The following is a 26,296-nucleotide window of genomic DNA, read 5'->3' on the forward strand; positions in this document are numbered from 1 at the left end:
GACCCCCGGCTGATGAATGACTGAAAGGCTGCATGCTCGCGCATGCCAAGAACGAAAGAAACACGACTTTGAACGAACTGGTCTTCGTGCCGCTCGGCGGCATCGGCGAAATTGGAATGAACTTCGGCCTGTACGGCTACGGCCCTCCCGGCCAGCGCGAATGGATCGCGATCGACTGCGGCGTCTCGTTCGCGGGACCCGAATTTCCGGGCATCGATCTCGTGATGCCCGACTTGTCCTTCATCGAAGCGCGGCTCGACCGGCTGAAGGCGATCATCATCACGCACGCGCATGAGGACCATTACGGTGCCGTCCTGACGCTGTGGCCGCGTCTCAAGGCGCCGGTCTACGCGACCCCCTTCACCGCGGCGCTCCTGCAGGCGAAGCGTGAGGGCGAGCCGGGCGCGCCGAAGGTGCCGCTCGAGATCTTCCGGGCGGGTGACCGGTTCGACATCGGTCCGTTCTCGATCGAGGCGATCAACGTGACGCACTCGATCCCGGAGCCCGTCGCACTCGCCATCCGCACGCCGGCCGGGACCGTTCTTCATACCGGCGACTGGAAGATCGACGCGACGCCGGCACTCGGCGATCCGACCGACGAGGCTCGCCTGCGCCAGATCGGCGACGAGGGTGTCCTCGCCCTGGTCTGCGATTCGACCAACGCCATGCGCGAGGGTGTTTCGCCCAGCGAGCAGGACGTCACGCAGTCGTTGTCGCAGATCATTCGCGAGGCCAAGGGCCGCGTGGCCATCACGACCTTTTCCTCGAATGTCGGCCGTGTGCGTTCGATCGCCAAGGCGGCCGCGGAGGCGGATCGGCAGGTTCTGCTGCTGGGGCGTTCGATGAAGCGCGTCGCCGATGTGGCGGAAGAGCTCGGCTACCTCGAGGGCATCGCGCCGTTCGTCAGCGAGCAGGACTTCGGTTACCTGCCAAGCGACAAGGCCGTGATCGTCCTGACGGGAAGTCAGGGCGAGCCTCGCGCTGCGCTCGCCAAGCTCGCCCGCGACGAGCACCCGACGGTGGCGCTGTCGAAGGGCGACACGGTGATCTTCTCCTCGCGCTCCATTCCGGGCAACGAGAAGGCGATCCTCGATATCAAGAACGCCTTGATCGAGCGCGGTGTGCGCGTGATCGAGGATCACGACCAGCTCGTCCACGTCTCGGGTCATCCGCGCCGCAGCGAACTGCGCCAGATGTACGAGTGGGTTCGCCCGAAGATCGCCGTGCCCGCCCATGGCGAGGCAGCGCACCTGATGGCCCATGCGGGTCTCGCGCGCGAACTCGGCGTGCCGGAGGTCGTCACCATCCGCAACGGCAAGCTTCTTCGGCTGGCGCCGGGTGCGGCGACCGTGATCGACGACGTGCCGTTCGGGCGCATCTACAAGGACGGTCACCTTGTCGGGACCGCCGAGCAGATGGGCATCGGCGAGCGTCGGCGCCTGTCGTTCGCCGGTCACGTCTCGGTGCTCGTCGAACTCGACGAGAAGCTCGAGCTCGACATCGACCCGGAAGTCGTCGCGATGGGCCTGCCCGAGAAGGACGACGAGGGCGAAGAGTTCGTCGACGTCCTGATGGAAGCCGCGGCGGGTGCGGTCGAAAGCATCCCGCGTGGTCGGCGCAAGGATCTCGAACTGGTACGCGAGGCGGTGCGCCGGGCCGTTCGAGGCGAGGCCTACGACGTCTGGGGCAAGAAGCCGGCCGTGACTGTCTTCGTCACGCGCGGCTGACATCTCGCCTCGCTCGCGCCGCATGCGTGCGGTTTGTGGGGTTCGGGACGGGTCTCGAACCTCGAACGCCCGTCGAAACGATAGAGGAGCAGCATGGGGATCCTCACGTCGATCGCCATCTATTTCGTGATCTGGTGGACCGTGCTGTTCATGGTCCTGCCGATCCGCATGCGCTCGCAGGCCGACGAAGGGGAGGTGGTGCTCGGCACCACCCACAGCGCGCCGGCTCGCTTCAGCTTCGCCAGGTTGGTGTTCTACAACACGCTCCTGGCGACCGCCGTCTACGCCCTGTTCTACCTTGTGACGGAAGTGTGGGGGATCGGGCCCGGATCGTTTCCGCACATCGTGCCGGGAACCTGAGCCAAAACTTTGCACAAAAAAAATGCGAAGCTCGCGCTTCGCATTTTGAGGTGCCTGATCCGGGTTCCGCTCCGGTGTCGAGACCAGGGCCGCGCTTGCGCGCGCCGGGAACCGCGTCCTCCCATGACTGGACCAGACGATATGCGCCGTTGGGGCGTTTCTCTTGACGACGCTCATTTACCGGCGCTCACAGGGCCTTGTCGACTCGAAATTGGGGCTTTGTGACAGTTTTTCGTCAGCCTGCCTCCGATTTCAGCAAATTCCTATCTGCGGCGAGCTTGCACCAGACATGCCGCCATGGACGCCGAGAGGCGGCCTCGCTTCCCAAGGCTCGAGCGAGTGGTTAAGAGCTTGCTGACGTAACGCTCACCAGTTCGAACGCAAACCGCACGAGTTTCCATGCGCCTGTCCCGCTACTTCCTGCCGATCCTGAAGGAGACCCCGAAGGAAGCCGAGATCGTGTCGCATCGGCTGATGCTGCGCGCGGGAATGATCCGTCAGCAGGCGGCCGGGCTCTACTCGTTCCTGCCGCTCGGCAAGCGCGTGCTGGATAAAGTGACCAAGATCATCCGCGAGGAGCAGGACCGCTCCGGCGCGATCGAGCTTCTCATGCCGACCATCCAGTCGGCCGACCTGTGGCGCGAGAGCGGTCGGTACGACGACTACGGCAAGGAGATGCTGCGGATCCAGGATCGCCACGAGCGCGACCTGCTGTTCGGCCCGACCAACGAGGAGATGGTCACCGACATCTTCCGGTCCTACGTGCGTTCCTACAAGGATCTGCCGCTGAACCTCTACCACATCCAATGGAAGTTCCGGGACGAGGTCCGCCCGCGCTTCGGCGTGATGCGCTCGCGCGAGTTCCTGATGAAGGACGCATACTCGTTCGACATCGACTACGAGTCGTCGAAGACCGCCTACGACCGAATGTTCGTGGCCTATCTGCGCACCTTCGCGCGCATGGGCCTCAAGGCGATCCCGATGCGCGCCGACACGGGCCCCATCGGCGGCGAGCTCAGCCATGAGTTCATCATTCTCGCCTCCACCGGCGAGAGCGAGGTCTTCTGCCACCGCGATTATCTCGACATGGCCGTGCCGGGCGAGGGGATCGACTTCAACGATGCGGCGTCGCTGGCCTCGATCGTCCAAACCTGGACGACGCCCTACGCGGCGACCGAGGAGATGCACGACACGGCGGCCTGGAACGCGGTGGCCGAGGGGGATCGCCTTGCCGCGCGCGGCATCGAGGTCGGCCACATCTTCCACTTCGGCACCAAGTATTCCGCCCCCATGGGCGCCACCGTCACGGGTCCCGACGGCAAGGAAGTGCCGGTCCAGATGGGCTCCTACGGCATCGGCCCGAGCCGACTGATCGCCGCGATCATCGAGGCGAGCCACGACGAGAACGGCATCATCTGGCCGAAGGGTGTCGCGCCGTTCGACGTCGGCCTCGTCAACATGAAGCCCGGCGACGCCGACTGCGATGCCGTCTGCGACCGTCTCTACGCTGATCTGCAGGCTGCGGGTCACGACGTCCTCTACGACGACGAGGACACCCGCGCCGGCGCGAAGTTCGCAACCATGGACCTGATCGGCCTGCCGGTGCAGGTCATCGTTGGCCCACGCGGCGCCAAAGCGGGCGAGGTCGAGATCAAGCATCGCGCCTCCGGCGAGCGAGAGACGCTGCCGGTCGGCGACATCCTGGTGCGTCTGTCCGCGTGACGACGGCCGAAACCCTGGAGGACGCCGTACACGGCGGTCGGGCGACCGGAAAGACCCGGCCCTTTTCGCGGTTCGAGTGGATGATCGCCGGGCGCTACCTGCGCTCGCGCCGGCGCGACGCGGGCGTTTCCGTGATCGCCGGATTTTCCTTCATCGGCATCATGCTGGGCGTCGCGGCGCTGATCATCGTCATGTCGGTCATGAACGGCTTCCGGGGCGAACTGCTGACGCGCATTCTGGGCGTCAACGGCCACGTCATCATGCAGCCGATCGACAGTCCGCTGACGGATTTCGACGAGGTGGCCAAGCGTGTCTCGGGTGTTCCGGGCGTCGCCTACACGATGCCATTGGTGCAGGGGCAGGTGCTTGCGACGGGTTCGGCTCCCGGCTCGGCGTCGACGGGAGCCCTGGTGAAAGGCGTCCGCGGTGCCGACCTCCAGAAGCTGACACCGGTCGCAAGCAACATCCAGCTCGGCTCGATCGACCATTTCGACACGAGCCAGGGCGTCGCGATCGGCTCGCGCCTGGCGCAATCCCTCGGTCTCGCACTCGGCGACTCCATCACCTTGGTTTCGCCGGAAGGCGACGTCACGCCGCTCGGCGTCACGCCGCGGGTGAAGGCCTACCCGGTGGTCGCGGTGTTCGAGATCGGCCTGTCGGAGTACGACGCCTCCTACGTCTACATGCCGCTGACGGAGGCGCAGCTGTTCTTCAACTCGGAGGACAAGGCGCAGTCGATCGAGATCTTCCTCAACGACCCCGATCAGGTCGTGTCCCTGCAGGGGCCAATCGAGCAGGCGGCCGGGCGGCCGAACTACACGGTGACGTGGCAGCGCATGAACGAGAGCTTCTTCTCGGCGCTCGAAGTTGAGCGCAACGTCATGTTCATCATCCTGACGCTGATCGTGCTGGTGGCGGCGCTGAACATCATCTCCGGCCTGTTCATGCTGGTGAAGGACAAGGGGAGCGCGATCGCCATCATGCGCACGATGGGCGCCTCGCGCGGCTCCATCATGCGGATCTTCCTGATCACGGGCGCTTCGATCGGCGTCGCGGGCACCCTGGCGGGTTTCGTGCTCGGGACGTTGTTCTGTCTCAATATCGAGAACCTCAGGCAGTTCTTCTCCTGGGTTTCCGGCACCACCCTGTTCAATCCGGAATTCTACTTCCTCTCGCGGCTTCCGGCCGAGATCGACGTCAGCGAAGTGGCGACCGTGGTCGCGATGGCGATCGGCCTGTCGTTCCTCGCCACCATCCTGCCGTCCTGGCAGGCCTCGAAACTCGATCCGGTCGAGGCACTGCGCTACGAATGAGCATGAACGCCTCCCTTCGCCTGACGCAAGTCGAGCGGCACTATGTCCAGGGCGAGTCGCGCCTCACGATCCTCGACAAGGCCGACATGGAGATCCGTGCGGGCGAGATGGTCGCGCTGGTCGCGCCGTCCGGCGCCGGCAAGTCGACGCTTCTGCACATCGCGGGGCTCCTGGAAAAGCCGGACGGCGGCGACGTCGTGGTCAACGGCACGTCATGCGCCGATCTAGACGACGCCGGGCGCACGGCGATGCGTCGCTCGTCGATCGGATTCGTCTACCAGTTCCACCATCTCCTGCCGGAGTTCTCGGCGTTGGAGAACGTGATGCTGCCGCAGATGATCCGCGGCCTGCCGCGCCCGGTCGCCGCCGATCGCGCCAAGATGCTGCTCGAGTACATGCGTCTCGGCCAGCGCATCACGCACCGGCCGGCCGAGCTTTCCGGCGGCGAACAGCAGCGCGTCGCGATCGCGCGTGCGGTCGCCAACAATCCTTATGTGCTGCTGGCGGACGAGCCGACCGGCAACCTCGACCCATCGACCTCGAATTATGTCTTCGACGCCATGACCGCACTGGTCCGCCAGTCCGGGGTCGCCGCGGTCATCGCCACGCATAATCATGATCTCGCCAAGCGCATGGACCGGGCGATCACGTTGCGGGATGGCAAGATCGTGGACCACGTTCTCGTCTGACGGCAACGAGCGTCACGCTTCCCAGGTCGTTTTCGCCCCGTCGAACCCATCGCCTGCAGCTGGCCGCTCGGCCAGCGCCCCCCGCCGGGAAGACGGGAGATCGAACGATCCAGAAATCCTCATGGAGGCGTTGAGGAGGCAGGCGGTATCGCGCTGTCGTCTCTGCAGACCGTCGTCGCTCGGGCGGTCGCGGACTTGGCTTGTTGGGTTAGCGTCGATCGTCCCAACGCCTGAGATCGCGTGGACGCTCGTCACGGACGCCGAAAAACGAGCATTCGCGCTTGGAACGCACCAGTCGGCTGCCAAGCCGGCCATGATCTCCCAGTTCGATTGAACAAGCGCCCGCCCGCCTCATCGCTACCCAGGCACCGCCCGTGGTTCAGGGAAACCGTGACGGCGTATGCCCACCCTGCCTCATCCGCTGGGGGCGGCCTTATCGAACAACTCCGAAACTCAAGGACGCTCCCGCGCGACGATCGTATGGGATCTGACGGAGCCGGCCTTTCTGGTCGGACCTTTAGGCACAAGGCGCTGCTGGTCGCTCGACCGGGAATGAGATCCGTTGCCCTAACGGCGCCCCAACGTTCGCTTCATGCCGTGACGGAAGGGTATCCCGATCATGAGCCCTGCCAAACCGAACAGATCACGTGAACCTGCGATCGGAGGAGGGCGCGGGGCGTTCGGCCAGATTTGGCGAGCTCACAATTCGTTCACCATGGCACCTGCCACCCCTTGATCTTCGTCGAAGAATGGAACAAAAAAGGAACGCAGGAACGAAAGGGGAACGACATGTTGATCCTGAAGGAACTCGCTTCGCTTACCGCTCTCTCGCTCTTCTTCGCGAGCTTCGCGCTGATCGTCCACATTCTCTGAAAGTCGAAACGGCCAGATCGTTTCATACCGCTCGCATCCACACGAGCGGCTTCTTATCTGGGGATGAGCTCTCGGGGGCGGGCGCATCCTCAAATCGCAGGCTGGACTCCGCCCCATGGATTGGAACACTGAGGAATCTTCTGACGCCGCGAGCAGCCCCGAGTCGTTCTATGACGACATCGGCTACCTCCGGCCGGTCGGCGAAGCGTCCGAGGACGATACGCCGACGATCGAGGAGATCGCCGTGTCCGACCCCGCCAAGCCGATCGCGCAGCCGCGTTTCATCCACCTGCGGGTTCACAGTGCTTTTTCCCTTCTGGAAGGGGCGCTGCGGATCGACCAGATCGTCAAGTTCGCCAAGGGTGATGGTGCGCCGGCCATCGGCATTGCCGATACCAACAATCTCTTTGGTGCCCTGGAATTCTCCGAGAAGGCGGCGAAGTCCGGTGTCCAGCCAATTATCGGCTGCCAGTTGGAAGTCGATTTCGGCGATGCTGAGATCAACCCGCGGGATCGCTCGGGATTCGGACCGGCAGCGCCGATCGCCTTCATCGCAGCCACCGAACAGGGCTACGAGAATCTCGTCGAGATCGTCTCGCTGTCCTACCTCGCGCATGACGGCAACGTGCGGCCGCATGTGCCGGTCGCGTGGCTCGATGGTCGCACCGAGGGTCTGATCGTCCTCACCGGTGGCCCGTTGGGTCCGATCGGCACGGCGATCTCAGCCGGGCAGGGTGCACTGGCCCGGGCGCGGCTGGAGCGGCTGGCCGCTCTTTACGGCGATCGGCTCTACGTCGAGCTCCAACGTCATGGCGGTCGCGAACGCCGCACCGAGGCCGATACCGTCGCGCTGGCCTACGACCTCGGGTTGCCGCTGGTTGCGACGAACGAACCCTTCTTCTTCTGCGACGAAGACTTCGACGCGCACGACGCGCTGATCGCGGTGGCCAGCAACCGTCTCGTCAGCCACGAGGACCGGCGTCGCCTGACAAAGGATCACTGCCTGAAGAGCCAGGACAAGATGGCGGAGCTCTTCGCCGATCTGCCGGAGGCGCTGGACAACACGATCGAGATCGCTCGCCGCTGCGCCGTTCGCGTGCGCACGCGCAAGCCGATCCTGCCGCGATTTGCGGGCGCGGATGCGGATGCGGCCGAGGCGGAACTCGCGGAAGCGGCCGAGCTTCGCCGCCAAGCCGAGGCGGGGCTCGAAGCGCGGCTGGCGTTTCACGGGCCTGCGCCCGGCCAGACTGTCGAGATCTATCGTGAGCGGTTGGAGTTTGAGCTGTCCGTCATCGAGCGGATGAAGTTCCCCGGTTACTTCCTGATCGTCGCGGACTTCATCAAGTGGGCGAAGGCCAACGGCATTCCCGTCGGCCCGGGCCGCGGCTCGGGTGCGGGCTCGCTGGTCGCCTATTCATTGACCATCACCGACCTCGACCCGTTGCGCTTCGCCCTCCTGTTCGAGCGCTTCCTGAACCCGGACCGCGTGTCGATGCCCGACTTCGACATCGACTTCTGCCAGGACCGGCGCGAGGAGGTGATCCGCTACGTGCAGGAGAAGTACGGCCGCCAGCAGGTGGCCCAGATCATCACGTTCGGTTCGATGCAGGCGCGCGCCGTGTTGCGTGATGTCGGCCGCGTCCTGGAAATGAGCTACGGACATGTCGACAAGCTCTGCAAGCTCGTCCCGCAGAACCCGGCCAACCCGGTGACGCTGGCGCAGGCGCTGGAGGACGAGCCGCGGCTGCAGGAAGCCCGCAAGGCCGAGGAGGTCGTCGATCGCCTGCTGACGATCTCGCTCAAGCTGGAAGGGCTCTATCGCCACGCCTCGACCCACGCCGCCGGCATCGTGATCGGCGACCGGCCGCTGTCGAGGCTGGTGCCGATGTATCGCGATCCGCGATCCGACATGCCGGTCACCCAGTTCAACATGAAGTGGGTCGAGCAGGCGGGGCTCGTGAAGTTCGACTTCCTCGGCCTCAAGACGCTGACGACGCTGAAGACTGCCGTCGACCTCATCGCGCGCCGCGGTGTCACGATCGATCTCGGCGCCCTGCCGCTCAACGATGTGCCGACCTACCAGCTCCTCACCCGCGGCGAGACGGTGGGCGTGTTCCAGGTGGAATCGATCGGGATGCGCAAGGCGCTGATCGGCATGCGCCCCGACTGCTTCGAGGACATCATCGCGCTCGTGGCGCTGTATCGTCCCGGACCGATGGAGAACATCCCCGTCTACAACGCGCGCAAGCACGGTGAGGAAGAGGTCGAGATCATCCACGAGAAGATCGAGCCCATCCTGCGCGAGACGCAAGGGGTCATCGTCTATCAGGAACAGGTGATGCAGATCGCCCAGGTCCTGTCGGGCTACACGCTCGGCGAAGCCGATCTCCTGCGCCGCGCGATGGGCAAGAAGATCCGCGCCGAGATGGACGTCCAGCGCGTGCGCTTCGTCGAGGGCTGCGAGCGGGGCGGCATCAAGAAGGCGCAGGCCAACACGATCTTCGACCTTCTCGCCAAGTTCGCGGACTACGGCTTCAACAAGAGCCACGCGGCCGCCTACGCGCTGGTCTCGTACCAGACCGCCTATCTCAAGGCGAACCATCCGGTGGAGTTCCTGGCGGGCTCCATGACGCTCGATATGGGCAACACCGACAAGCTTAACGACTTCCGCCTCGACGCCAAGCGGCTGGGGATAGAGGTCGTGCCGCCTTCGGTCCAGACGTCGTTCAAGGCCTTCGAGGTGGAGGATGGGAAGATCATCTATGCGCTCGCCGCCATCAAGGGCGTTGGTGAACAGGCCGTGGAGCACATCGTCGAGTGCCGCGGCGAGGGTGGACGGTTCGCGAGCCTGGAGGACTTCTGCGCCCGGATCGACCCGAAGATCGTCAACAAGCGCACGCTGGAGCACCTGATCTGCGCCGGAGCGCTGGACTGTTTCGGCCACGACCGCGCGAAGTTGTGTGGCAATCTCGATCGTCTGGCCGGATATGCGGCCATGGCGCAGTCGGGACGCACGTCCGGCCAGCACGACATGTTCGGCGGCGCGAATTCCGGTCCCGAGCCGCTGCGGCTCGCCGAGGTTCAGGGCTGGACCAGCGCCGAGCGGCTGCTCAAGGAATTTCAGGCGATCGGCTTCTACCTCTCGGCCCATCCGTTGGACGAGTACAAGGCGGCCCTGAAGCGGTTGAAGGTGCAGTCCTATGCCGAAGTGGTCGCCGGCGTGCGCCGGGGACAGACCGCCGGCCGGCTCGCCGGCACGGTGACGTCGCGCCAGGAGCGCAAGACCAAGTCGGGGGGCAAGATCGGCATCGTGCAATTGTCGGACGCCTCGGGCCAGTACGAGGTGGTCCTCTTCACCGAAACATTGATCAACTTCCGCGACATGCTGGAGCCGGGCGCCTCGGTCATCGTCACCGTGTCGGCCGAGGACCGACCCGAGGGCATCTCGCTGCGAGCGTCGGGCGTCCAGTCGTTGGAAAGCGAGGCGGAGAAGATGCAGAAGGCGCTTCGCATCGTTCTGCGGGATGCAAAGCCTCTCCAGTTGGTGCGCAGCCAGCTCCGCTCCGGCGGCGACAGCGAGGTGTCGCTGATCCTTCTTCGGAACGACGGGGAGCGCGAGGTCGAGATCGACCTGCCGGGTCGATTTCGCGTCTCGCCGCAGATCGCCAGCGCGATCAAGGCGGCGCCGGGTGTCGTCGACGTCGAACTCATCTGATCGGGGGCTCAGCCTTCCGTCGCGATCCGATGGAGCGCGGCTTCCGCCTCGAGCCAGTTCGCGGCTCGGATCGTACCGGCCGGCATGGGCGGGAGATGCGGACGGAAGTCCGGGTTCGCCATCAAATGAACCAGGTGGACGTCGGGAACGCTCCGGCGGACGCCTTCGAGATTGGGTGGCAGGTCGTCGACGAAAGCGATGGGCCCGCGCCAGCGCTGCGCCAGTTCGGCGACGACCCCGCCTTTGGAGCGCTCGGTCGCGATCATCGGCCAGTGGAGGCTGGCCGTATCCAGCAGTTCGCGGCGCTGATCGTAGAAGGCCGGCGTCATGGCGGTCAGGAAGACGATGTCGGCGATCGCGGACAATCGCGAGAGTGCGGCCCCGACGCCCTCGACCGGTTGCTGACGTCCGGTCTGCTCGACGTAGAGCCGCTCGGTCACACCGTCCAGTTCATGGCCGGTCAGAGCGGTGCCGGTCGAGATGGATCGGACGTTGCCCGTCAGCTTGAAGCTGTCGAAGTGAAGTTTGGCGCCGTACTCCGAAAGGAGTTCGCAGAACGGCGCGATGAAATGCAGCACCACCTCATCGATGTCGAGCACGAGGAGGGCTTCGTGCCGCTTGGGCAGATCGGCGACCTGCGGGCCGCGCGTCGCACTGGCTGCGGTCACGAAAACGACTCGGCATAGGTGTCGCCGAGCGAGCGGCGAGCGGCCACCACGTCCTGCGGCCGGATGCCGGCATGAGCCGCGAAATCGTTGAGCGTCGATTCGTCCGCGATCACGAAGTCGAGGACGCCCGCGAGGAAGGCCGGCTCGGTGGCGGCCTCGCGCAGGTTCTCGAGCTCCAGTCCCGTCAACCGCAGAAAGCGATTGAACAGGACGGTATCCGAGGCAACGAAGGACAGGGCTTCGATCGCCAAGGTCGACGCATGATCTTCGTTCGCGCGTTCCATGTCTCAGCCTTTCTTAACCATGACGATGCCTCGCACGATGGACGAACGCATATCTACCTTTGTTAAATCAAATTGCGGGTACTTTTGCGAACCGACACAGGAACGGATGCTGCCCGATTCCGCCACGAAGGTTGCGTCAATGACCAAGACCGTCATGATCGTCGAGGATAACGAGCTGAACATGAAGCTCTTCCGCGACCTCATCGAGGCCCATGGCTACCGCACCGTTCAGACGCGCAGCGGCCTGACGGCGATGGATCTCGCCCGCGAGAGCCAGCCGGACCTGATCCTTATGGATATTCAGCTGCCGGAAATTTCCGGCCTCGAGGTGACGAAGCTCTTGAAGGCCGATCCGGACCTGCGGCGGATTCCGGTGATCGCCGTCACCGCGTTCGCGATGAAGGGCGACGAAGAGCGTATCCGACAGGGCGGGTGCGAGGCCTACATCTCGAAGCCGATCGCCGTCACCAAGTTCATCGAGACGATCAAGTCCTTCCTTGGCGACGCCTGATTCGCCGCGGGCAGCAGCGCGCCGAGTCGCGGGCGATCGCCGCAGGGTTAACCATTCATGAAATCTTCGTGGATGGGATCTGTCCACCGGATTGATTCCCACGCGATTCTCGGCAACTCTCGAAGCGTGGGAAAAAGGGCGCAGGCAAGCCGCTCCCTTCGAGTTTCCCCATGGAATGCTCAGGTCCGCCGCATCTCCTGGGTCCCGTGGGGCGGTCGGCCGGCATCTGGTCTCAAGCGGTTTCCTCGTACCGTGATCGGATCGCCGGCCGGCCACTTTCCCGGTTCTCGCCTCATCCTGTCCGAATGGCTCGTAGCATCGCCACCAACGCAAAACGCCGCCCCGAAGGGCGGCGTTGCATGTCGTCGAAGCGGAAGCCGACGTCGGCTTACTTGATCTTCGTCTCGCGGAACTCGACGTGCTTGCGCACGACCGGGTCGTACTTCGTCTTGGTGAGCTTGTCGGTCATCGTACGGCTGTTCTTCGAGGTCACATAGAAGAAGCCGGTGTCCGCCGTGCTCAGCAGCTTGATCTTGATGGTTGTTGCCTTGGCCATGGTCTTCGGTCCGTCCGTCTATCAATTGTCGTTTCCTGCGCCGCGCGATGCGACGGGTGAGCGTCGCAAGAGGCATGCAGGACAGGGTTCGAGAAGATTCGAGTACCGGACCGGGCTTCGGGCTCGATGCTCGACGGGGCGAACGAGCCGCCTCGACTATCGCGCCGGACACTACGCATGGCAGCGCTCAAGTCAAGAGGGACGCCGCAGCAAGCGCGTACCGATCGCCACGAAATAGGCGCAAAAGAACATGGCGAGCGCGTACGCGAAGCCGCTGGGACCGAACAGATCCATCGAGGTGCCGAGCGTCTGCGGACCGACGAGCATGCCGAGCGAGTAGCAGAAGATAAAGGCCGCATTGGCAGCGGCGAGATCGGCGCCGCCAAGGCGCGAGCCGAGATGCGCGAGACCGACGGTGTAGAGACCGGCGACCACACCGCCCCACAGGAAGAGGATCAACGCCAGAAGCATCCAGTTCGCCTGCAGCACGGGCATGATCAGAGCGCCGGCAAGCCCGATGGCGGCGAAGGCGAGGAGGAGGTGCCTGCGATCCCGGACCCGATCGCTGAGAAGGCCGAGCGGGATCTGCAGGGCGACGCTGCCAAGGCCGATGGCGGACAGGAGGCGCGCGGCGCCGCCTTCGCTGAATCCGATCGACAACCCGTAGAGCGGAAACAGGGCGAACCCGCCCGACTCGACCGCGCCGAAGACGAACACGGCGCAGGTGGCGCTCGGCACGGCCCAGAGATAGCGGTGGAACGGCGCCGTCGGCGTCTCGTCCAGAACGGGCGTGCTGCGCGAGGCGAACAGAAGCGGGACGGCGGCCGAGAGAATCATGGCGGCGCCGAGCCCGAACGGCAGAAAGCCCTGACTGCCGACGAGCGAGAACACGAAGGGCCCCAACGCGAAGCCGAGTGCGAGCACGGTCGCGTAGATGCCGAGAATCAGCCCGCGGCGGGATGCCGGCGAGACGGCGCTGATCCAGAACTCGGACAGGATGAACATGACCGTGACGGCGAAATGGAAGACCAGGCGCAGCGGAAACCACGTCCAGAACGGCTGGAAGACGTAGAAGCCGATCGCCGAGGCCGCCGCCGCTGCGATGGCGAGGAACAGCGTGGCGCGGATGCCAAATCGTGCCGTGAGGTAGGGTGAGGCGGGGGCGGCCAGAAGCGAGGCGAGACCGGCGACCGCCGTATTAAGCCCGATTAGGGTGGAGGAGATGCCTCGGGCTTTGAGAACCACGCTGAGAAGCGGGAGCCCGAGTCCCAGCGCCAGACCGACAGCGCCGATCGAGGCGATCGCCGCGACCACACCCGACCATACGACGCGGTCGCTGATCGGGGCAGGACAGCCGGAAACCTGTGCGTCTGCGGTCATAGATACTCGACGGTATGCACACCCCAACGCCGCCGGAAGAAAGGGATCGGAGCCGAAGGATCGTCCTGCGTGCCGGCCTCGAGCCGCCGGAACGCGGCATCGAGAACCCGTGCCGTGATCTCGGCGACGCGGTAGCTCTTGAGCTGTTCCGATCCCACCCATATGACGGTGTCGAATTCGTCGGTCGGCGGTACAGACGGCAATCGTCGGTCGAGGAGACGGTCCGCTGAGGCAAGGAAGAAGCGGGCGTCGAAGCGGCGGGGCAGGCCGGGCGGTGTGATCGCCCGCGCCAGCGGCACCAAGGCGCGGGGCGACGGAACGACGCCGGCCGTCGCGAAGGGCTCCCATCCGGGCGGGACGGCAGGGGGTTGGCCCGGCTCGGCGACGAGAAGACCTGTCTCCTCCTGCGTCTCGCGGATCGCGGTGAGCGCTAGAGCAGTGGCGTGGCGCGGTGTCCCTAGCCTGGGGCTGCCGGCCATCATCCGATCGGCCACCGCGGCATCGAGCGTCAAGTGTCGGGCCAGAGCGAGATCGGAAGCCTCCAGCCGGCCGCCGGGAAACACGAGATGGCCCGGCATGAAGAGGTGGCCGGCGGCGCGCACCCCCATCAGGAAGCGGGTCTCGCCGTCGGTCCGGTCGTAGATGAGGAGCGAGGCGGCGTCCTTCGGCCGGATGCGCCTCACGGTCTCGCTCAATGGTCGGCTTCGGCTGGAGCGCCACCGAACCCGTGCATGCGGATCGCCCATTGCAAGCCGATGGTTGCGCCCTTCAACGGCTGCAGGAGTACGAGCGAGAGAACGAGCGTCACGGGAATCCAGATCGCCAGATGGGCGGCGAGCGAAAGATCGGCCCAGGTCTCCGCCCCCATGAAGAGGGCGACGACGATGTGACCAACGATGAAGACCGTCAGATATGGAGGGAGATCGTCGGCCCGATGGTGCGAATATTCTTCGCCGCACCGGTCGCATCGATCGACGCTCTTCAGGAACCCGCGAAAGAGCTTACCCTTGCCGCAGTGCGGGCAGCGCATGCGAAACCCTCGCGCCATCGACAGGAGAATACCGCGGGGTTCGAGCTCTCCTGATTCGTCCGGTGCGCTCATCGCTTCCCTCTTACCTTGCCGGCGACGTTCTTGGCTCGGAACGGACGATCCGGCCTGCGGGCACGGGGCCGCGCCTTGTGGAACGAGGCGGTCGTGCCCGGCAGCTCTCGGGCTTCGGTCAGCATCTCGAATCGCATCGCGCCGGATAGCGGCGCGGCCTCGACGAGCTTTACCTCCACCGTGTCACCGAGCCGGTAGCCCAGCCGCGTTCGCTCGCCCACGAGCGTGTGCGCGGCCTCGTCGTAGTGGAAGTAGTCGCGCCCAAGCGTCGAGATCGGCACGAAGCCGTCCGCACCATAGCTCGGCAATCGAACGAAGAGGCCGGCGCGAGTGACGCCAGTGATCCGACCTTCGAACTCCTCGCCTAGGCGCCCGGCGAGATGCTGAGCGATCAGCCGATCGACGGTGTCGCGTTCAGCCGCCATGGCGCGGCGCTCGGCCTGGCTGATCTCATCGGCCGTCTTTTCGAGTTCCTCTTCCTCGACCTGCGTCATGCCGCCCGCACCCAGGCGCAGCGCCTTGACCAGCGCGCGATGGACGACGAGATCGGCGTAGCGGCGGATTGGCGAGGTGAAGTGCGCGTAGCGCATGAGATTCAGGCCGAAGTGGCCGATGTTCTCCGGCGAATAGTTCGCCTGGCTCTGCGAGCGCAACACCACCTCGTTGACGAGGCTTTCGTGCTCGGTGCCGCGCACCGCCTTCAGAATGCCGTTGAAATGGGCCGGCCGGAGGTTGCCGCTCTTGGCCAGCGGCAGATCCAGTGTGCGCAGGAAATCGCGCAGCGACTCCATCTTGGCGAGCGAGGGCGTGTCGTGCGCACGGTAGATCAGAGCCTGCTTGTACCGCTCAAGCGTCTCGGCCGCGGCGACGTTGGCCTGGATCATCATCTCCTCGATCAGGCGATGCGCGTCGAGCCGGTCGGGCACCACGACGCGATCGACCTGACCCTCGCCGTTCAGCAGGATCTTGCGTTCGGGCAGATCGAGGTCGAGGGGCTGGCGATCGCTGCGCGCGCTGACCAGGGCTCCGTAAGCCGCCCAAAGCGGACGCAGGACGGCTTCGACAATCGCGGGCGCCACGCCGTTGTCGCGCCCGTCGATCGCCGCCTGGGCTTCTTCATAGGAAAGCTTGGCATGCGAGCGCATCATGATGCGAAAGAAGGTGTGCGTGCGCTTCTGCCCCTGCGCGTCGAACACCATGCGCACGGCCAGCGCGGGGCGGTCTACACCCTCGCGCAGCGAGCACAGGTCGTTGGAGATGCGCTCCGGCAGCATCGGAACGACCCGGTCGGGGAAATAGACCGAGTTGCCGCGCAGCCGCGCCTCGGCGTCGAGCTTGGTGCCGGGCCGCACGTACCAGGAGACGTCCGCGATCGCGACGGTGACGATATGGCCGCCGGGGTTGGCAGGGTCCTCGTCCGGCTTGGCATGCACGGCGTCGTCGTGGTCCTTCGCATCGCGCGGGTCGATGGTGACGAGAGCGAGGTCGCGCCAGTCGTCCCGGTCCTCCATCGTGGCGGAGCCGGCGCGCTCGGCCTCGGCCATCACGGCCTGAGGGAAGACGTGCGGAATGGAATGCGCGTGCAGCGCGATCGTCGAGATCGCTCGTTCCGTCGCCATCGACCCGATCACGTCGGCGATCGAGCCCGTCGGAAGACCGCGACGCTGGTGCTCGGCGGGTTCGACCTCGACGAGATCGCCGTCCTCGGCATCGCGCGTCGCACCCGGCGGGATCATGTATTCGAGCTGGCGGCGCTCGACGGGCTCGACCCGGCCACCGCCGCCGGGCGTCTTTCGGAAGATACCGATGGCGCGGGCCGTCCGGCGTTCGAGCTTGCGGATGACCTTGGCGCTCGGTCCCGCATCGCCCTCGTAGGTGAGTTCGGCCAGCACCCGGTCGCCGATGCCGACGGCAGGCCCGGACGAAGCGCCGCGCAGGGCGAAGCGGGGGCGGGGGCCGCGCTCGTCCTCGTCCCAACCGGTGGGATCGGCGAGGAGACCGCCGTCGGCGTCGCGAGCGCGGATCTCGAGCACGCCGACCGTCGGCAACTCGCCCGGGCGACGATAGCTCTTGCGCCCGCCCTCAAGCAGTCCTTCCGATTGAAGGTCGGCGAGGATGTCCTTCAGGACGTAGCGCTCGTCTCCCTTGACGCCGAACGCCTTGGCGAGATCGCGCTTCGTGGCGCGACCCGGGTTTTCGGCGAGGAAGCGGAGCACCGCCTCCCGGCTCAGCGAGCGCGTTTCTCCGTCGGTTCTCGCTCGCTTCGCCATCTCGTTCAGTCCGCCTTCGCCTTCGCCTTGGCCTGCGCGGCCGGCTTCCTCGGTGCGGCGGGCTTTTTCGCCTCGCCTGTCTTGGCGGCCGCCGCGCGGCGCACCGCAGGCTTCTTCGCGCCGTCCTCGCCGTCCGCCTTGGCGGCCTTCGTCGCCTTCTTCGCCGGCGCCTTCTTGACCTTGGTGCCGGTCTTTTCCGCGCGCTCGTTGAGGATCTGGATCGCTTCTTCGAGCGTCACGCTGGCCGGGTCCTTGCCGCGCGGCAGCGTGGCGTTGACCTTGCCGGCGTTCACGTAGGGACCGAAGCGCCCCTCGCGCACCGTGATCGGCCCACCGATCGTCGGATGCTCGCCGAGCGTCGCGAGCGCTGCCGGCGTCGAACGCCCGCGCGGCCCACGCTCCTTCTTCTCGGCGATCACTGTCACCGCGCGGTTGAGCCCGACGGTCAGCACGTCCTCGATCGACTCGAGGTTTGCATAGGCACCGTCGTGCTGGAGGAACGGTCCGTACCGGCCGAGACCGGCGAGGATCGGCTTGCCGGTTTCCGGGTGCAGACCCACCTCGCGCGGCAGCGACAGGAGTTGGAGCGCCTTCTCGAAGTCGATGTCGGCGACCTGCCAGCCCTTGGGCAAGGACGAACGCTTCGCCTCCTTGCCGTCTCCGCGCTGGACATAGGGGCCGAAGCGGCCCGAGCGAAGGGTCACCGGCTCGCCCGTGTCTGGGTCCGAGCCGAGATCCTTCGGCTCGTTCAGACCGCCGTCACCGTCGACGCCCTCGGCCTGAAGGTTCGAGCCGAGCTGACGCGTGAACCCGCACTCGGGGTAGTTCGAGCAGCCGACGAAGGCACCGAACTTGCCGAGCTTCAGGCTAAGCCGGCCTTCCCCGCAGCGCGGGCAGGCGCGGGGGTCCGTGCCGTCGCCCTTGTCGGGGAAGACAAGCGGCGCCAGTTCCTCGTTCAGCGCGTCCAGCACGTCTGTGACGCGCAGCTCCTTGGTGCCGTCGACCTGAGCCGAGAAGTCACGCCAGAAGTCGCGCAGGACGTCCTTCCACGCCAGTTCGCCCGCGGAGATGCCGTCGAGCTTGCCTTCGAGATCGGCCGTGAAGTCGTACTCGACGTAGCGCTCGAAGAAATTGTGCAGGAAGGCCGTCACCAGCCGACCCTTCGAATCGGGCAGGAGCTTGCGCTTGTCCTGGACGATGTACTCGCGGTCCTGCAGCGTCTGGAGCGTCGCGGCGTAGGTCGAGGGGCGCCCGATGCCGAGTTCTTCCATCCGCTTGATCAGCGACGCTTCGGAATAGCGCGGCGGGGGCTCGGTGAAGTGCTGCGTCGGGTCGACCGACAGGCGCTTCAGCGGATCGTTCGCCCCGATCTCGGGCAGGCGGGCGCTCTCGTCCTCTTCCTCCGGCGTTTCGGTCGGCGCCTTGGAGTCGTCGCGGTGGTCCTGGTAGGCGCCGATGAATCCGTCGAAGCGGATGACAGAGCCGGTCGCGCGCAGCATCGCCTTGCGGCCCGCACCCGTTGCCTCGATTTCGGCCGTGGTCCGCTCGATCTCGGCCGAGGCCATCTGGCTGGCGATCGCCCGCTTCCAGATCAGGTCGTAGAGACGCGCCTGATCGCGTTCGAGGAACTTCTCCATTTCCTTCGGGTGACGATCGAAGCTCGTCGGGCGGATGGCCTCGTGAGCTTCCTGTGCGTTCTTCGCCTTGGTCGAGTAGAGCCGCGGCTTCTCCGGCACGTAGCGGCCGCCGAAGGTCTTGCCGATCGCGCTGCGCGCGTCGTCGATCGCTTCGGGCGCCATCTGGACGCCGTCCGTTCGCATGTAGGTGATGAGACCGACCGTCTCGCCGCCGATGTCCATGCCCTCGTAGAGACGCTGGGCGATCTGCATGGTGCGCGACGCGCCGAAGCCGAGCTTGGCGGATGCCGCCTGCTGGAGGCTCGACGTCGTGAACGGCGGCGATGGGTTGCGGCGGGTGGGCTTGGCTTCGACCGAGAGGGCCTTGAACGACGCACCGTTCAGCATGTCCCGGATTTCGAAGGCCCGCGCTTCGTTGCCGATCGACAGACGCTGCAGCTTCTCGCCGTCGAACGCGGTCAGCCGCGCGATGAAGTCCTCGCCCCGCGGCGTCGAAAGGCGCGCTGCGATCTGCCAGTATTCGTCGGTCTTGAAGCGCTCGATCTCCGCTTCCCGGTCGCAGACGAGGCGCAGCGCCACCGACTGGACGCGGCCGGCCGAGCGCGCACCCGGCAGCTTGCGCCAGAGCACCGGCGACAGCGTGAAGCCGACGAGGTAGTCCAGTGCGCGCCGGGCGAGGTAGGCGTCCACAAGCGGGACGTCGATCTCGCGCGGGTTCGCCATCGCGTCCAGCACAGCCTTCTTGGTGATGGCGTTGAAGACGACGCGGCTGACCGGCTTGTCCTTGATGACCTTCTTCTGCTGGAGAACCTCCAGCACGTGCCAGGAAATGGCTTCGCCTTCGCGATCCGGGTCGGTCGCGAGGATCAGCCCATCGGCCCCTTTTACGGCCTGCGCGATCTCGGTCAGACGCTTCTGCGAGGGCTTGTCGACCTCCCAGTCCATGGCGAAGTCGTCGTCCGGACGCACGGAACCGTCCTTGGGCGGCAGGTCGCGCACATGGCCGAAAGAGGCGAACACCTTGTAGTTGCTGCCAAGGTATTTGTTGATCGTCTTCGCTTTTGCCGGCGACTCGACGATAACGACTTCCATGAGCGGACGATCCTGGGGAACGGGGCGGGCGCGAACGGGGACCGCCGAGAACTTCAAGCTTCGCTCACATGGACAGGCCGGACGCGCGGGTCAACCCCGCCCCTCTGCCCAAGCCCTCTCCGGGTCAGGGCAGGAGACTGAGACGTCCGCCACTGTGGCGTTCGAGCCGACCGGCGAGATCGAGTTCGAGAAGAACGACCTGCGCCGCGCTCCACTCGACCTCGGCATGGGCGACGAGATCGTCCAGTGAGACGGGTGTCGTGCTGAGCGCGCGAACGAGACGCGACCGCTCGTCATCGCCCGGCTCGTCGAATCGATCGTCGGGCGCGGACTCCGCGAACAGGCCGTGGCGCGCGACGGAGCGGTCATCCAGCGGGGCGAGCGCGTCGAGAATGTCGGTGGGGTCCGTGACCAGCATCGCGCCGTCCTTGATCAGAGCGTTGCACCCGGCCGACTTCGCATCCAGCGGCGAGCCCGGCACCGCGAACAGGAGACGGCCGAGTTCACCCGCGAGGCGGGCGCTGATCAGCGTGCCCGAGCGCATCGCGGCCTCGACCACGAGGACGGCGAGCGACAGGGCCACGACCACCCGGTTGCGGCGGGGAAAGTCGACCGCGCGCGGCTCCCAACCGAACGGCATTTCCGTGACGAGGCATCCGCCGCCGTCGACGATGCGGCGCATGAGCGGACGATTCTCGGGGGGATAGGGGCGGTCGAGCCCACCTGCGAAGACGCCTACAGTGCCGGTGCCGAGGCTTGCCTCGTGCGCCGCCGTGTCGATGCCGCGCGCCAGACCCGAGACGATAGCGTAGCCCTCGCGACCGAGACCGTCCGCGAAGAGCCGGGCGAGCTTTCCGCCGGCCGCCGTCGCCGAGCGCGCGCCGACGATGGCCACCGCGGGCCGCTCGAATTGCGCGGTCTCGCCCATGACGGCCAGGACCGGAGGCGCTGCATCCGTGCGCAGGAGCATGGCGGGATAGTCGGCCTCTCCCCGGATCACGAAGCGGGCGCCCATACGCTGCGCCGCGGCGATTTCCGCCTCGACCGAGGCGAGGGGAGCGATCGCGACCTGTCGTCGGGCGCCGCCCCTTGCGGCAAGGTCGGGCAGCGCGGCCAGCGCTGCGGTGGGGGTGCCGAACCGGGCGATCAACCTCATGTAGGTGACAGGGCCGACATTCTCGCTGCGGATCAGCCGCAGCGCCGCTAGCCGCTCGGCTTCGGGCAGCACCGGCGAAACGGCCGCCGGCGATGGCGTCACCCCTTCGACCCGATCTTGCTTTCCGTGCCGGACAGGAGCCGACGAATGTTGGGCGCGTGTTTGATGTAGACGAGAACCGTCAGGACGGCCGTGAGGCCGGCGGCCATCGTGTTGCCGAGGACGAGGTAGACGACCGGCACGACCAGCGTGGCGAGAAGCGCCGCCAGCGAGGAGAACTTCCAAATCTTCGCCGCCCCGAGCCAGACTGCGGCGAACACCAGAACGCCGATCGGCGCGAAGCCGAGGAGCACACCGATATATGTCGCGACCCCTTTGCCGCCGCGAAAGCCGAGCCAGACCGGGAAGAGGTGCCCGATGAAGGCGCCGAAGCCCGCGACGGCTGCCGCCGGCGCACCCCAGCGCCAGAAGATCAGCACCGGCACGGTTGCCTTCAGGAGGTCGCCGAGAAGCGTCAGCGCGGCGACCTTCTTGTTGCCGGTCCGCAGGACGTTGGTCGCACCGATGTTGCCGGAGCCGATCGACCGGAGATCGCCAAGACCGAACAGTTTCATCAGGATCAGCCCGAAGGCGATGGTGCCGCAGAGATAGCCGACGACGAGGGCAGCCACGAGGATCGTCGGTTCGGTTCCCGCAGCCATGTCCATCGGCTCAGTGTCCCTGATTCTGGAGGGTGAAGACTTCGCGACCCGCCACGAAGGTCTTCACGACCTCGCCCTGGAAACGCGCGTTCTCGAAGGCGGTGTTCTTGGAGCGCGAGCGGATGCGGCTCTTGTCGAAGACGTAGGGGCCGTCGAGATCGACCAGCGCGAAGTCCGCCGGGCGGCCCGGCTGCAGCGTACCACGGTCGATCTTGAGGAGCCTGGCCGGCGCCACCGTCAGCGCTTCCACGATGCGGGCGAGGTCGACGAGGCCGGAGTGATGGAGGCGTAGCGACGCCGGAAGCAGGGTCTCGAGGCCGATCGCCCCGGCTTCCGCCTCGGCGAAGGGGCGGCGCTTGCCGTCGGCATCCTGCGGGTCGTGCGCGGAGCAGATGATGTCGATCGTGCCGTCGGCGAGCGCGGCGATCATCGCCTGGCGATCGTCCTCGTGGCGGAGCGGCGGCGACAGGCGGAAGAAGGTTCGGTACTCGCCGATATCGTTCTCGTTGAGCGACAGGTGATTGATCGATACGCCCGCCGTGGCATCGACGCCGCGACGCTTGGCGGCGCGCACCGCCTCGGCGGACAGTTCCGTCGAGATCTGCGCCGCATGGTAGCGCACGCCGGTCAGGGCGGCGAGACGCAGATCGCGCTCCAGCGGAATGAGCTCGGCCTCGCGCGGAATGCCGGGCAGGCCAAGCCACGAGGCCAGCAGCCCTTCGTTCATGACGCCGGAGCCAACGAGGTCGGCGTCCTGCGTGTCATGCGCGAACAGGGCGTCGAAGTCGCGCATGTAGGTCATGATGCGACGGATGAGGCCGCTGTCCCGCAGCGTCCGCCGCCCGTCGGTGAAGACCCGGACGCCGGCCTGGGCTAGAAGCCCGATCTCGGTCATCTCCTTGCCCTTCAGGCCCTTGGTGAGGGCCGCGGCCGGGAAGACGTTGACCGACGCCGTCTCGCGCGCCGTGCGCATGACGAACTGCACCAGCGCGACGTCGTCGATCACCGGATCGGTGTCGGGCATGGTGACGATCGATGTCACGCCGCCCGCGGCGGCCGCACGGCTCACCGAGCGGATCGTCTCGCGGTGCTCGCTGCCGGGTTCGCCCATGTGGACGCGGATATCGACGAGGCCGGGGATCAGGAGAAGGCCGGACGCGTCGAGCACCTCGGCGCCATCGGGCGCGTTCTCGTTGGCGGAGGCGGCGCCGACCGCGGAGATCGTGCCGTTCTCGACGAGAAGGTCGCCGCGCTCGTCCAGCCTCTGCGACGGGTCGAGGATGCGGGCATTGCGAACAAGGAGGGGGCGGGCGCCGTCGAGGCCGGTCACGATGCGGTCTCCTCGTTGCCCATCATCCATTCCATTACCGCCATGCGGACGGCGACACCCATTTCGACCTGCTCTTCGATCACGCTCTGAGGGCCATCCGCGACTTCCGAGGCGATCTCGACGCCGCGGTTCATCGGCCCGGGATGCATGACGAGCGCATCCGGCTTGGCGCGCGACAGGCGCTGCGCGTCGAGGCCGAAGAGGCGAAAATACTCCCGCACCGACGGCACGGAGGAGCCTTCCATCCGCTCGCGCTGCAGGCGCAACATCATGACGACGTCGGCGTCTTCCAGCCCTCGATCCATGTCGCGGAAGACCCGGACGCCCATCTGCTCGATGCCGTTGGGCAGAAGCGTCGAGGGTCCGACGACGCGCACGTCGGCGCCGAGCGCGTTGAGCAGCAGGATGTTGGAGCGCGCGACGCGGCTGTGGAGCACGTCGCCGCAGATCGCGACCGACAGGCGCGCGACGCGGCCTTTGCGGCGACGGATCGTCAGTGCGTCGAGAAGCGCCTGCGTCGGATGCTCGTGCGCGCCGTCACCGGCGTTGACGACCGAGCAGCCGACCTTCTGCGACAGGAGCGCGACCGCGCCCGCCGCGTGATGGCGCACCACCAGAATGTCGGGGCGCATGGCGTTCAGCGTCATCGCCGTGTCGATCAGGGTCTCGCCCTTCTTCACGGACGAATTGGCGACCGACATGTTCATCACGTCGGCGCCGAGGCGCTTGCCGGCGAGTTCGAACGACGCCTGCGTTCGGGTCGACGCCTCGAAGAAAAGGTTGATCTGCGTGCGGCCCTTGAGCGCCGCCTTCTTCTTGTCGCGCCCGAGGCTGACGGCGATCTCGCGCTCGGCAAGGTCCATCAGCGTGTGGATGTCGGGAAGCGACAGGCCCGCGATGCCGAGGAGGTGGCGTCGGGGAGCGGCGGAGGATGGTGTCAGCGCTGTCATGGCGAGCACCGCCTATAGGAGAAACGGGGAGGGGCCACAAGCGCGCCGTCCGCCGCCATCGCCTCGGCAATTAACCATGCCCAAGAGTTCGCGTTGCGGGCCGGGAGCGAAGCGCGGATGTTGGCGTTAAGTTTTCGTTAACTCTCCGGAGGGCTGGCCCGTGAAGCGCATACCCACGACCTTCGCTCTTTCGACCTGGGCCGGCTTCCTCGCCGTCACCGGCGCCAACGAGATCCTTCATCTCAACGGCCGCGCTGCTCTCGGGGGCGTGGCGCTCGAACCGTCGGCGGGGACCGGTCTCGTCGGTTGGGGCGTCGCGCTTCTCTGCATCGGCGCGGCGGCGCTTCTGGCGGTGGGCCTCATCCGCTTGCACGGGCGCGACGACGTTGAGATTCGGCAGGGGGAACTCCTGTCCTTTGCCGGGATCGGCGTCTGCTCGGCCATGGTCGTGGCGGCGACGCTCTTCGGTGCGCCGTTCGCGGCGGTCTTCGACCGGCTCGACCTCGCCTTCTGGTCGCTCGGCCTCAGCCTCGTCGCGCTGGCGTTCGACGCCTGCATCTTCGCGCCGGACGACGAAGACGAGATGGACGAGATGGCCTTCCGCCGGACGGTCGCCGCGATCAACGCCTCGATCCCTCGCGTGGCGGACAAGCGCCGCGACGGAGACGCCTGATGCGCTGGCTCCTGTCGCTCTGGTTCCTGCCGATCGGCTTCCTCGTCCTCTGGCTCACGCTCGCTTCCAACGACTGGAGCCTCGGCCTGCACTTCTTCTCGCGCGACATGTACGACACCGTCTTCGGGGTCTACGCGAACGTGCTCGGCGTGGCGCCGGAAACATTGCCGCCGCTGGTCGTCCGGGCACTGATCCTCGACAGCCTGATCGTGCTGGCGCTCTATGCGCTGCGTCGTCGCAAGGCGATCCTCGCCTTCCTCCGCGAGCGCTATTCGTCGCGCAACTCGGTCAGCCTCGACAGCCTGTCCAAGGCACCCTGAAGGATGAACGAGGCAGCGGCCGAGTCGATTCGCTCGGCCCTCTGACGCCGCGACACGTCCATTTCGAGAAGACCACGTTCCGCCGCAACGGTCGACAAGCGCTCGTCCCAGAAGACGAACGGACGCGGGTCGATCCGCTGGAAGTTGCGCACGAAGGCCCGCGTCGACTGCGACCGCGGGCCTTCGCTGCCGTCCATGTTGAGCGGCAGCCCGATCACCACGAGCCGCGCATCGACCGAGGCGAGAAATGCCGACAGGGCAACGGCATCCGCCTGAAACTTCGCACGGCGGATGACGGGGCGTGGATTGGCCAGCCCCCATCCCAGATCGGACACCGCGACGCCGATCGTCTTCGTCCCGAGGTCCAGCCCCACGGCCGTGCCCCCCGCTGCCCTCATGTCGACCACGTCAGCGATATCGGCGATCACCATCCTGCCTCCTTGATACGGGGCTTCCGGCGCTAGGTTTCCCGCGACCGCATCATCGGAGATCCCCTAGCATGAAGATGACCTATTTCGGCCATTCGGCCTTTCGCATCGACACGGGACGCGCGGTCATTCTGATCGACCCGTTCCTTACGGGGAACCCGCACTTCAAGGGCGATGTCGCCAAGGCGAGCGAAGGCGCCACGCACATCCTGCTGTCCCACGGCCATGGCGACCATGTCGGCGATACGGTCGAGATCGCCAAGCGTACGGGCGCCCGCGTCCTCGGAACCTATGAACTGGTGAACTGGCTGGCGTCCAAAGGTGTCGAGACCATCGAGCCCGCCAACACCGGTGGCACGGTCAAGTTCGACGGCTTTTCCGTCACCCTGACGCAGGCGTTCCATTCCTCCGCGAGCGTCGAGGAGGGCGGCAAGATCACCTATCTCGGAATGCCAAACGGGCTCGTCGTCCATTTCGACGACGGCAACAGCGTCTACCACATGGGCGACACGGACATCTTCGGCGACATGGCGCTGATCGAGGAACTGCACCAGCCCAAGATCGGACTCGTGCCGATCGGCGACCGGCTGACGATGGGCGGGGCCGTGGCCGCGCTCGCTTGCCGCCGCTACTTCAACTTCAAGACCATCATTCCGCTGCACTACGGAACGATGCCGATTCTCGATGCCGATCCGCAGCGCTTCATGGATGCGATGGAGGACGAAGCCTCCCGCGTGCTGCTGCCCGAAGTCGGCCAGCCCTTCGAAATCTGACGACCTCCTCGCGGACAGGCGGCGGCGTTGCCTCCGGGCAACCCCGCCGTTATAGCACCGTTTCGA

General features: G+C 66.2%; 23 protein-coding genes. 10 read left to right on the forward strand and 13 right to left on the reverse strand.

Annotated elements, in window-relative coordinates; all coding sequences use genetic code 11:
• Nucleotides 1-32: 32 nt before the first annotated feature.
• The 6 genes from ASF65_RS02755 to dnaE all read left to right on the forward strand — a co-directional run bounded on the left by ASF65_RS02755 (nucleotide 33) and on the right by dnaE (nucleotide 10,399).
• Entirely contained in the window at nucleotides 33-1,727 is a 1,695-nt protein-coding gene (locus ASF65_RS02755) for a ribonuclease J (RefSeq protein WP_055884705.1), read from the forward strand.
• 93 nt (nucleotides 1,728-1,820) lie between these two features.
• Entirely contained in the window at nucleotides 1,821-2,087 is a 267-nt protein-coding gene (locus ASF65_RS02760) for a DUF1467 family protein (protein WP_055884708.1), read from the forward strand.
• 399 nt (nucleotides 2,088-2,486) lie between these two features.
• Nucleotides 2,487-3,809 (forward strand): proline--tRNA ligase, encoded by a 1,323-nt coding sequence (gene proS / locus ASF65_RS02765; RefSeq protein WP_055884711.1) that lies wholly within the window; start codon nucleotides 2,487-2,489, stop codon nucleotides 3,807-3,809.
• A gap of 80 nt (nucleotides 3,810-3,889) precedes the next feature.
• Nucleotides 3,890-5,122, forward strand: coding sequence for a lipoprotein-releasing ABC transporter permease subunit (locus ASF65_RS02770; RefSeq protein ID WP_156369140.1), 1,233 nt, complete (start codon nucleotides 3,890-3,892; stop codon nucleotides 5,120-5,122).
• Nucleotides 5,119-5,811 (forward strand): ABC transporter ATP-binding protein, encoded by a 693-nt coding sequence (locus tag ASF65_RS02775; protein ID WP_055884714.1) that lies wholly within the window; start codon nucleotides 5,119-5,121, stop codon nucleotides 5,809-5,811. The genes ASF65_RS02770 and ASF65_RS02775 overlap by 4 nt, the downstream gene beginning before the upstream one ends.
• 988 nt (nucleotides 5,812-6,799) lie before the next feature.
• On the forward strand, nucleotides 6,800-10,399 hold the full coding sequence (gene dnaE, locus ASF65_RS02780; protein WP_082505125.1) for a DNA polymerase III subunit alpha: 3,600 nt from the start codon (nucleotides 6,800-6,802) through the stop codon (nucleotides 10,397-10,399).
• Between the two features lie 8 nt (nucleotides 10,400-10,407).
• On the opposite strand, the gene ASF65_RS02785 is transcribed toward dnaE, so the two are convergent.
• Both ASF65_RS02785 and ASF65_RS02790 read right to left on the reverse strand, forming a co-directional pair.
• A complete protein-coding gene (locus ASF65_RS02785) occupies nucleotides 10,408-11,067 on the reverse strand; it encodes a hypothetical protein (protein ID WP_055884717.1) in 660 nt (219 codons plus the stop codon).
• Complete coding sequence (locus ASF65_RS02790) at nucleotides 11,064-11,351, reverse strand: DUF3572 domain-containing protein (RefSeq protein WP_055884720.1); 288 nt, start codon at nucleotides 11,349-11,351, stop codon at nucleotides 11,064-11,066. The genes ASF65_RS02785 and ASF65_RS02790 overlap by 4 nt, the downstream gene beginning before the upstream one ends.
• 139 nt (nucleotides 11,352-11,490) lie before the next feature.
• On the opposite strand from ASF65_RS02790, the gene ASF65_RS02795 reads away from it, so the two are divergent.
• Complete coding sequence (locus ASF65_RS02795) at nucleotides 11,491-11,862, forward strand: response regulator (RefSeq protein ID WP_055885062.1); 372 nt, start codon at nucleotides 11,491-11,493, stop codon at nucleotides 11,860-11,862.
• Between the two features lie 388 nt (nucleotides 11,863-12,250).
• Here ASF65_RS02795 and rpmG read toward each other — a convergent pair whose 3' ends face one another.
• The 10 genes from rpmG to ASF65_RS02845 form a co-directional block, all read right to left on the reverse strand.
• Entirely contained in the window at nucleotides 12,251-12,418 is a 168-nt protein-coding gene (rpmG, locus tag ASF65_RS02800; RefSeq protein ID WP_055884722.1) for a 50S ribosomal protein L33, read from the reverse strand.
• A 192-nt stretch (nucleotides 12,419-12,610) separates the two neighbouring features.
• Nucleotides 12,611-13,798, reverse strand: coding sequence for an MFS transporter (locus tag ASF65_RS02805; RefSeq protein ID WP_055884725.1), 1,188 nt, complete (start codon nucleotides 13,796-13,798; stop codon nucleotides 12,611-12,613).
• Nucleotides 13,795-14,493: a hypothetical protein gene (locus ASF65_RS02810; RefSeq protein ID WP_055884728.1), complete on the reverse strand. Its 699-nt coding sequence runs from the start codon at nucleotides 14,491-14,493 to the stop codon at nucleotides 13,795-13,797. Before ASF65_RS02810 ends, ASF65_RS02805 begins: the two co-directional genes overlap by 4 nt.
• Nucleotides 14,490-14,900, reverse strand: a complete 411-nt coding sequence (locus tag ASF65_RS02815) for a DUF983 domain-containing protein (protein ID WP_055884731.1) — start codon at nucleotides 14,898-14,900, stop codon at nucleotides 14,490-14,492. Before ASF65_RS02815 ends, ASF65_RS02810 begins: the two co-directional genes overlap by 4 nt.
• Nucleotides 14,897-17,170 carry a ribonuclease R gene (rnr, locus tag ASF65_RS02820; RefSeq protein ID WP_055884733.1) on the reverse strand — a complete coding sequence of 758 codons (2,274 nt, stop codon included), beginning with the start codon at nucleotides 17,168-17,170 and terminating at the stop codon, nucleotides 14,897-14,899. Before rnr ends, ASF65_RS02815 begins: the two co-directional genes overlap by 4 nt.
• Nucleotides 17,171-17,175: 5 nt before the next feature.
• On the reverse strand, nucleotides 17,176-19,899 hold the full coding sequence (gene topA, locus ASF65_RS02825) for a type I DNA topoisomerase (protein WP_055884736.1): 2,724 nt from the start codon (nucleotides 19,897-19,899) through the stop codon (nucleotides 17,176-17,178).
• A gap of 124 nt (nucleotides 19,900-20,023) precedes the next feature.
• Nucleotides 20,024-21,157 (reverse strand): DNA-processing protein DprA, encoded by a 1,134-nt coding sequence (dprA, locus tag ASF65_RS02830; RefSeq protein WP_055884739.1) that lies wholly within the window; start codon nucleotides 21,155-21,157, stop codon nucleotides 20,024-20,026.
• On the reverse strand, nucleotides 21,154-21,762 hold the full coding sequence (gene plsY, locus ASF65_RS02835) for a glycerol-3-phosphate 1-O-acyltransferase PlsY (RefSeq protein ID WP_156369127.1): 609 nt from the start codon (nucleotides 21,760-21,762) through the stop codon (nucleotides 21,154-21,156). The genes dprA and plsY overlap by 4 nt, the downstream gene beginning before the upstream one ends.
• Before the next feature lie 4 nt (nucleotides 21,763-21,766).
• Entirely contained in the window at nucleotides 21,767-23,086 is a 1,320-nt protein-coding gene (locus ASF65_RS02840) for a dihydroorotase (protein WP_244486532.1), read from the reverse strand.
• Nucleotides 23,083-24,036, reverse strand: coding sequence for an aspartate carbamoyltransferase catalytic subunit (locus ASF65_RS02845; RefSeq protein WP_055884744.1), 954 nt, complete (start codon nucleotides 24,034-24,036; stop codon nucleotides 23,083-23,085). The genes ASF65_RS02840 and ASF65_RS02845 overlap by 4 nt, the downstream gene beginning before the upstream one ends.
• 160 nt (nucleotides 24,037-24,196) lie before the next feature.
• Here ASF65_RS02845 and ASF65_RS02850 point away from each other — a divergent pair, with 160 nt between their 5' ends.
• Both ASF65_RS02850 and ASF65_RS02855 read left to right on the forward strand, forming a co-directional pair.
• On the forward strand, nucleotides 24,197-24,709 hold the full coding sequence (locus ASF65_RS02850) for a hypothetical protein (protein WP_055884748.1): 513 nt from the start codon (nucleotides 24,197-24,199) through the stop codon (nucleotides 24,707-24,709).
• The gene (locus ASF65_RS02855; protein WP_055884751.1) at nucleotides 24,709-25,029 is read left to right on the forward strand and encodes a DUF6105 family protein; all 321 of its coding nucleotides are present in this window, start codon (nucleotides 24,709-24,711) and stop codon (nucleotides 25,027-25,029) included. The genes ASF65_RS02850 and ASF65_RS02855 overlap by 1 nt, the downstream gene beginning before the upstream one ends.
• Here the strand turns inward: ASF65_RS02855 and ruvX are convergent.
• Nucleotides 24,978-25,460, reverse strand: a complete 483-nt coding sequence (gene ruvX, locus ASF65_RS02860; RefSeq protein ID WP_055884756.1) for a Holliday junction resolvase RuvX — start codon at nucleotides 25,458-25,460, stop codon at nucleotides 24,978-24,980. The two genes, ASF65_RS02855 and ruvX, sit on opposite strands and share 52 nt — an antisense overlap.
• 68 nt (nucleotides 25,461-25,528) lie before the next feature.
• Between ruvX and ASF65_RS02865 the strand changes: the two genes are divergently transcribed.
• Nucleotides 25,529-26,230, forward strand: a complete 702-nt coding sequence (locus ASF65_RS02865) for a metal-dependent hydrolase (protein WP_055884758.1) — start codon at nucleotides 25,529-25,531, stop codon at nucleotides 26,228-26,230.
• The last annotated feature ends 66 nt before the right edge of the window (nucleotides 26,231-26,296 follow it).

The organism is Aureimonas sp. Leaf324, assembly GCF_001423245.1.
Taxonomy (GTDB): Bacteria; Pseudomonadota; Alphaproteobacteria; order Rhizobiales; family Rhizobiaceae; genus Aureimonas.